The sequence below is a fragment of the Acidiphilium sp. PM genome (assembly GCF_000219295.1).
GTDB lineage: Bacteria > Pseudomonadota > Alphaproteobacteria > Acetobacterales > Acetobacteraceae > Acidiphilium > Acidiphilium multivorum.
This window is the reverse complement of sequence record NZ_AFPR01000074.1, coordinates 1-3,015: the sequence shown is the minus strand read 5'-3', so window position 1 is coordinate 3,015 and position 3,015 is coordinate 1. Positions and strand designations below refer to the sequence as shown.

Here is a 3,015-nt window from a genome sequence, read left to right as displayed (position 1 = left end):
GGCCAGCCAGGCGCGGAAGCGCGGGCGCTGGGCGGCATCGTCCTCGGCCAGCGCGCCGCGGGTGGCGCCGGCATAGGCGACCAGGGTGAAGCCCTCGCGGCCGACGCGGACATTGGCGAAGCCGGCGGATTCGAGCAGGCGGCGCAGGCTCGCCTCGGTCTGGAAGACCATGTGGATGCCGGGGGCGAGGAGCTGGGCGAGGTCGGTTTCCGGGGTGGCGCGGTCGATCGCCGCGCCGTCCGGCGTGGTGAGCAGGAGGATGCCGTCCGGCGCCAGGCGGGCGCGCAGCTCGGCGAGCAGGGCGGCGGGGCGCTGGACGTGCTCGATCACCTCGGTCGCGGCGATGACGTCCCATGGCGCGGCATCGGGCAGGGCGTCGGGGAAATAGCCGTCGACGATGTCGAGGCCGAGATCGGCGGCGCCGACGCGGGCCATCGGCGAGGGGTCGATGCCGAGGCAGGTCCAGCCCATCGCGTGGCGGGCGAAATCGAGGCCGAACCCGTAGCCGCAGCCGATTTCGAGGCAGCGCGTGCCGGGCTTGCGGGCGATGCGGCCGAGCAGGCGGGTGATGGCGACGAGGCCGGCGCCGTGCTGGATGTGGAACTGGTGCCAGCCCCAGTCCATCACGTCGGGGTCGCCATAGTTGGGGACGCGCAGCGGCGGGTAGAAGCGGGCGGTGCAGGCGGGGCAGGCGAGCACCGGCTTGCGGTCGCCGCGGGGCAGCTTGGGCGCGGTCCAGGCGACGTCGAGCAGGCGGGGCTTGGGGCCCTCGGCGCCGCAGTTCGGGCAGACGAGATCCTGCGGCGCCGCCGGCGCGTCCGGCCAGTGGACGCGGATCGCCGGGGCGGTGGCGGGCTGGGGGGGGCTGGTCGTCATCTCCGGCAGATGGGCGCGCGCCGGTTACGCGAACAGGGCCGGGACGCGGGCGCGGAGGGCGGCGTCCAGCTCCGCGCGGCGGGCCCAGAGGGCGCGGTACCAGTCGGTCCGGGCGCGGACCTGGTAGGCGAGCATCCGGTTCGCGGCGACCTCGGCGCGGGCGGAATCGGCGAGGCGGCGGGCGGCCTCGGGATAGGCGAGCAGGCGGAGGAGCTGCATGCGCAGATGGTCGGGCGAGGTGAAGATCAGGCCGGTCTCGCCGTCGCGCAGCGAGTCGCCGTAGACCACCGGGCTCGCCAGGGGAACGACGCGGGCGGCGCCGGCCTCGATGTATTTCAGGTCGGACTTGCCGCGGTTGAAGGGCGTGTCGGCCAGCGGCATGAAGCTGATCTCGCAGCCGGCGAGGCGGCTGCGATAGGTCGCGTAGTCGGAGATCGGCACGAATTCCTTGTTCGGCGTCTCCAGCGCGTCGAAGAAGGCGCGGTCGTGCATGACGAGCAGGTGCAGCCTGGGGCCGACGGCGCGCAGCACCTCGTTCAGCACGGGCATGAAGGGCGCCCAGTCCTCCTCGCGGTTGAGGGCGCCGAAGAACAGGGTCAGGCGGTCGGGGTTGGCGAAGTTGGCCGGCGGGTCGAGCGCGCGGATCGCGTTGGGGAAGACCGCGACCTCGGGATTCCAGGCGGCGAGGGTGGCGGCGAGCGGCTCGGTGCTGGTCTGGATCGCGTGGACGCCGGTGAAGGAGAGCAGCTCGGCGACATCGATGCCGCGGGCGGCGAGGAAATCGGGGTGGTCGTCGAACTCGGTGACGACGAGGAAGCCGCGATCGATCAGCGCGCGCAGGCGGGCGCGGCCGGAGTCGCCGACCAGCAGCGGGCGGTGCAGCACGGCGATGTGCGGCGCGCCCTCGATCATTGGGGCGATCTCGGCTTCCTGGCGGACGACGCTGAAGACGGTGGGGTCGCTCGCCAGCGCCGCCGCCGGCTCGATGACGCGGACATCGGAGACGCCGCCCTGCGGCGGCAGCATGGTGGAGGCGACGACCAGGCGCTCGCGCGGGGCGAGGCTGGCGCGCCAGACGAACTGCACGGGGGTGGCGCGGCCGAGATATTCCGCCGGATCGACGCCGATCGCGGCGAGGCCGGGGCGCATCGCCTCGACGAAGCGGGCGGCGGCGGCGGCATCGCTCGGGCGGGAGCGGACGTCGCACGGGGTGAGGCCGGCGCGTTCGAGCAGGGCGCGCATGGTGCGCGGGGTGAAGAAGCGCAGATGCGTGCGGTCGAGCAGGCCGCGCTCGTCATAGTCGAACCGGCCGGCGAACAGCCGGTAGGCGATGCTCCAGTGCTCGACATTGGGGAAGCAGACGACCACCGCGCCGCCGGGGTTGAGGTGGCGGACATGGCGGGCGAGCACGGCCCAGGGATCGGCCAGGTGTTCCAGCACGTCGCCATAGACCAGGACATCGACGCCGCCGGAGAGGTCGAAGGGCAGGTCCTCGGCCTGGATGTCGCAGCGGGCGACCTCGGTGAGGCGGGTGCGGGCGATGGCGAGCGCCGCCTCGTCGGTATCGATGCCGAGCACGCGGGCGGCGGGGTTGAGGCGGAGATAGGCGGCGCCGAGCGCGCCGCCGCTGCAGCCGATGTCGATCACCGTCCGCGCGTCCAGCGGAATGGCGGCGAGCAGCTCGGGATTGGCGAAGTCGGGGTAGGCGCCGGCCATGGCGAGTTCGGGCGGCGCGTCGCCGGCCGTGGCGCCGGCGGTCAATTCATCCATCGGAAAACTCCCTGTCCTGCTCAAAATCCTGCTCAAATTCAGGGTTCGCGGCCAATTGCGAAACGCTGCCGCGACCCACGCCATGATACACGAAACCGGCGGCGCGAATCGCCGCCGGGTCGAAAATGTTGCGCAGGTCGACGATCAGCCGGCCCTGCATCCGCGCCGCGAGCCAGGCCGGGGCCAGGGCGCGGAACTCGTTCCATTCGGTGACGGCGACCAGCACCGCCGCCCCCTCGATCGCCGCCTCGGCGGTTTCGGCGTAGCGCACCGCGGCGGGCAGCAGGGGCTTCGCCGCCGCCATCGCCGCCGGATCATAGGCGATGATGTCGGCGCCGTCATCCGCGAGCGCCTCGATCAGCGGGATCG

At 73.1% G+C, this 3,015-nt stretch carries 3 protein-coding genes; all 3 read right to left on the bottom strand.

Annotated features, from left to right (window positions below; all coding sequences use genetic code 11):
* The coding region (locus APM_RS19775; RefSeq protein ID WP_007421842.1) for a class I SAM-dependent methyltransferase at window positions 1–876 on the bottom strand (876 nt) is incomplete at its 3' end.
* A 24-nt stretch (window positions 877–900) separates the two neighbouring features.
* Window positions 901–2,646 carry a methyltransferase gene (locus tag APM_RS02795; protein ID WP_007421841.1) on the bottom strand — a complete coding sequence of 582 codons (1,746 nt, stop codon included), beginning with the start codon at window positions 2,644–2,646 and terminating at the stop codon, window positions 901–903.
* A partial coding sequence (locus APM_RS02790) for a UDP-glucose/GDP-mannose dehydrogenase family protein (RefSeq protein ID WP_007421840.1) occupies window positions 2,639–3,015 on the bottom strand: 377 nt, incomplete at its 5' end. The genes APM_RS02790 and APM_RS02795, both read right to left, overlap by 8 nt.